The sequence below is a fragment of the Phascolarctobacterium succinatutens CAG:287 genome, assembly GCF_000434895.1.
GTDB classification, from domain to species: domain Bacteria; phylum Bacillota; class Negativicutes; order Acidaminococcales; family Acidaminococcaceae; genus Phascolarctobacterium_A; species Phascolarctobacterium_A succinatutens_A.
In genome coordinates, this window is record NZ_FR892781.1 from 16,864 (window position 1) to 21,211 (window position 4,348).

Annotated in this window: 4 protein-coding genes; 3 read left to right on the forward strand and 1 reads right to left on the reverse strand. The window is 52.1% G+C overall.

Annotated elements, in window-relative coordinates:
- From BN587_RS11810 to BN587_RS04170, 3 genes are all read left to right on the forward strand, one after another.
- On the forward strand, positions 1-1,048 hold a 1,048-nt coding region (locus BN587_RS11810), incomplete at its 5' end, for an FAD-dependent oxidoreductase (protein WP_044484213.1).
- Positions 1,042-2,766 (forward strand): [FeFe] hydrogenase, group A, encoded by a 1,725-nt coding sequence (locus BN587_RS04165; RefSeq protein WP_021719891.1) that lies wholly within the window; start codon positions 1,042-1,044, stop codon positions 2,764-2,766. The genes BN587_RS11810 and BN587_RS04165, both read left to right, overlap by 7 nt.
- Before the next feature lie 492 nt (positions 2,767-3,258).
- Positions 3,259-3,474 (forward strand): hypothetical protein, encoded by a 216-nt coding sequence (locus BN587_RS04170; RefSeq protein ID WP_021719892.1) that lies wholly within the window; start codon positions 3,259-3,261, stop codon positions 3,472-3,474.
- A 124-nt stretch (positions 3,475-3,598) separates the two neighbouring features.
- On the opposite strand, the gene BN587_RS04175 is transcribed toward BN587_RS04170, so the two are convergent.
- Positions 3,599-4,348, reverse strand: a 750-nt coding sequence (locus BN587_RS04175) for a YadA-like family protein (RefSeq protein WP_044484215.1), incomplete at its 5' end; no start/stop codon positions are given.

Consider the following 4,348-nt stretch of genomic DNA (forward strand, 5'->3'; position numbering starts at 1 on the left):
CATTCCTGCTTACCGCTTCCCGCGCGAACGTCTGCAGGAGGACTTAGACGCTATTTTGTCCACCGGCGTAGAGGTACATCGCAATACCAGAATCGGCAACGAGGAAGGCGATATCCCCTTCGAAAAGCTGCGTGAGGAATTTGACGCAGTTTACATTGCCATCGGTGCCCACACTGACAAGAAAATCGGTATTGAAGGCGAGAATTCCCACGGTGTTATCAGTGCGGTAGAAATGCTGCGCAACATCGGCGAAGAAAAAATGCCTGACTTTAAGGATAAAACCGTTGTCGTTATTGGCGGCGGCAACGTTGCTATGGACTGCACCCGCAGCTCCATCCGTCTCGGTGCCAAAAAGGTTATCATCGCCTACCGCCGTCGTCAGGACGACATGACCGCGCTGCCAGAGGAAATCGAAGGTGCTATTGCCGAGGGCGCTGAGCTGTACGGCTTAAAAGCTCCGCACCACATTGAGGCGGATGCCAAAGGTAATGTGGCCGCTCTCTGGGCAGAACCGCAAATCATCGGTCCTATCGATGCCTGGGGACGTGCGCGTCCTATTCACGCTGACGTAGAGCTGGAGCGCATTCCCTGCGACGTTATCGTTGTAGCTATCGGCCAAGGCATTGAGCTGCGTCCGTTCGAAGAAGCCGGCATCAAAATCAAACGCGGTACTATTTCCGCTCTTTCCAGCAGTGAGCTTGCCAACAATGAAGGCGTCTTCGCCGGCGGCGACTGCGTAACCGGCCCTGCAACCGTAATCCGTGCTATTGCTGCCGGTAAGGTTGCTGCCGCTAATATTGATGAATATTTGGGCTATAACCACACCATTTCCTGTGATGTAGTTATTCCCGACCCGTCTATTGACGATAAACGTCCCTGCGGCCGTATCCAGATGCACGAAACCGAAGCAGGCGAACGCAAGCATACCTTTGAGCCTATTGAATGCGGCATGACTAAGCAGGAGGCCTGCCAGGAAGCAGGACGCTGCCTGCGCTGCGACAAATTCGGCTTCAGCACACTGAAAGGAGGCAGAACCTTAAAATGGTAAACCTCACAATCGACGGACAAACAGTTTCCGTTCCTCAAGGAACAACAATCATGCAGGCTGCTGCCACCGTCGGCATCGAAATCCCCCGCCTGTGTTATCTTAAAGGCATCAACGAAATCAGTGCCTGCAAGGTCTGCGTAGTTGAAATTCAGGGACAGAACCGTGTAGTTACCGCCTGCACCACTCCGGTACAGGAAGGTCTGGTAGTTTATACCAACTCCCCTAAGGCCCGCAGCATCCGCCGCACCAACGTGGAGCTGATTTTATCCCAGCATGACTGCATGTGCGCAACCTGCGTACGCAGCGGCAACTGCAGCCTGCAGACTTTGGCCAATGACCTTGGCATTTACGATATTCCCTATGAGCGCGATGTTGTCGACACTCCCTGGAACCAGGAGTTCCCGCTCATCCGCGATTCCAAAAAATGCATCAAATGCATGCGCTGCGTCCAGATTTGTGACAAGGTGCAAAAGCTGCATATCTGGGATGTGCAGAATACCGGTGCCCGTACTACCGTAGACGTTGCCGGCAATGTTTCCATTGAGGACAGTGACTGCAGCCTCTGCGGTCAGTGTATCACCCACTGCCCCGTTGGCGCGCTGAAGGAGCGTAACGACGTTCCCAAAATTTATGACGTACTGGCTGACACCAGCAAGGTAACTGTAGTGCAGGTTGCGCCTGCAGTACGCACCGCCTGGGCCGAAGCCTTCAACCTGCCGCCCGAGCTGGCAACCGAAGGCCGCATGGTAGCAGCACTGAAGAAAATCGGCTTCGATTATGTTTTCGACACCTGCTACGCTGCCGACGTTACCATCATGGAGGAAGCAAGCGAGCTTCTGGAGCATCTGCAAAATCCGCAGGACCACAGCTGGCCGATGTTCACCTCCTGCTGCCCCGGCTGGGTAAGCTATGTCAACAAAACTCACCCGTACTTCGTGCCTAACCTTTCTACCACTAAATCTCCGCAACAGATTTTCGGTGCGCTGGCAAAATCCTACTTTGCACAGAAGAAGGGCTTAAAGCCGAAGGAAATCTGCTCCGTTTCCATCATGCCCTGCGTTTCCAAGAAACGCGAGGCCGCTCTCTTCTCTATGCGCAGCAGCGGTACCCATGATGTAGATATCGTACTCACCACCCGCGAGCTTATCCGCCTGCTGCGTGCTGAGCACATCAACCCCGCAATGCTGGACGAACAGCCCTTTGATAATCCGCTGGGCCAGAGCACCGGCGCCGGAGTTATCTTCGGTGCCAGTGGCGGCGTTATGGAAGCAGCATTGCGTACTGCTTACCATGTAATCGAAGGCAAGGAAGCTCCCGAAGATGCCTTCACCGAAGTTCGCGGTACAGAAGGCCGCAAGGTTCGTGAATTCACCCTTGGCGGCGCAACACTGCGCACCTGTACCGTAAGCGGTCTGGGCAATGCAGGCAAGCTGCTCGACGAGCTCAAAGCAGGCAAGGTTCATTATGACTTCGTGGAAGTTATGGCCTGCCCCGGCGGCTGCGTTGGCGGCGGCGGTCAGCCGATTCACGACGGCGAAGAACGTGCCGACGTACTTGGCAATAAGCTCTATACCATCGACAGCAACCGTCCTCTGCACCAGTCCCACAACAATCCGGATGTGCAGGAGCTTTATAAGGACTTCCTGGAAAAACCGCTGAGTGAGAAAGCAGAAGAGCTGCTGCACTCCGACCATGTAAAAGAGCATAATTATATGTAAGTTAAAGAAGGGAAGTTGTTATTGCTTGCTCTAGTTTTACTTCTTTCGTTCCCGAAAGAAGTAACAAGAAAGGGGCGCGCTTTGCGAAAGCGCGGGAAACAGTCGCTTTTTTGCTCGCACAAAAAGGCTTAGCAAAAAATGCTTTACCATATTCTCCCTAGTTCGTAGTAAGTGAAAGGCTATTACAACGAATTGACAAATGTGCAAGATTTTTTAAGGCTTAGACTACCGCGAAGTTTAGTCACCGAAAACAAGGCTTAGACAAACCACAAAGCACTTCATAGGTTACGAAGAACATTCGCAAGAATTTCGAACAGGCGCTAGTAACAGCAAAGCGACCATATTTATAAAGCTTTTTGGTAAAACTTTTTCTCGAAAAAGTTTTTGTTTTGCCGCGCTTTACAAAAAGCGCGAACCTTTCTTGCCAGCTTCTTTCAGTTATGAAAGAAGCTGAATAAAAGCAAATAACTTCCTAATCTTTCGAGGTCAATCATGTACACACAACCCTATACCTATACACAGCAAATCCCCCTCTCCCTGGACGATGGCCACGGCGACTACAACCGCAGCTACGAACGCAGCGACGATGATTTCGACTACGCCGACTACTCCACCGACCACAGAGACAACAACTTCCGTAACTACGAGAAAAAGCGCCGCAAAACCAATAAGGAAATTATTGAGGACATGCTCAAGCGCTGGGATTAAGCAAAACACTGTGTAAAACAAAAGTAAGAGGAGAACACCTGAAATCCTATAAGGGATTGGGTGCTCTCCTCTTTTTAGTATAGAAAAGGGAGTGTTATGTAAAGCTCAAGCTATACATCTAGCCTTATTTCAGCTCTGTTCCGTAATGGTCACGGTTGTCGCCGCCGTATACGCGTACACGTTCAATCTTTCCTCTGTCGCCATCCGCACCGGAAATACGGGCAACATGGATACGTCCCATTTCGGGTTCAAATTCACGAACCAGCTTGTGATCCAGCTTCACGCCTTTTTCAAGCGCTCTGTACAGCATTGCTGCGAATTCGTAGCGGCTCATCATACGGTTGCCGTTGAACATGCCGTCAGGATAACCCTCAACGATGCCTGCTGCCGCCAGACGGCCGATGTATTCGTAAGCCCAGTGGTTTTCGGGAACATCCGGGAAGAGCTTCATTCTGTCCATCTCAATCGTGCCGCCCATGCCTGCGGTCAGCTGACCTACAAGTGCGGTGAGGTTAGCTACATTCGCTCTCAGGTCTACTATTTCCTTAGCCATCGCCGTGCGGGAATTGCTTACGCGTGCGGTACGGTCCAGGGAGAAGGAGATACCTGCGTTCACCATATTCTCGCCATTGCCGAAGGTTCCGCCTACACTCAGCATAACCTTTTCATCCGGACGGTAGAATGCGCCTACCGCAGCAGCGTTTTTGCCCTTGTAGTTGCCGTAGCCTGCTGCAAAGGTCAGCTTGTCATCGGGATCGAAATCCATCGGGTGCAGTGCTGCGAGAGCGGCGGCACCGGCGCCAACCTTGTCAACGCGGCTGCCGAGGCTGTCAACACGATGATCAAGTTCGCTGAAATGCTCTCTGAATTCGGC

Bases quoted from the DNA above. Each gene is read 5' to 3' on its own strand.
- BN587_RS04165 (WP_021719891.1), top strand. From the start codon at position 1,042: ATGGTAAACCTCACAATCGACGGACAAACAGTTTCCGTTCCTCAAGGA.
- BN587_RS04170 (WP_021719892.1), top strand. From the start codon at position 3,259: ATGTACACACAACCCTATACCTATACACAGCAAATCCCCCTCTCCCTG.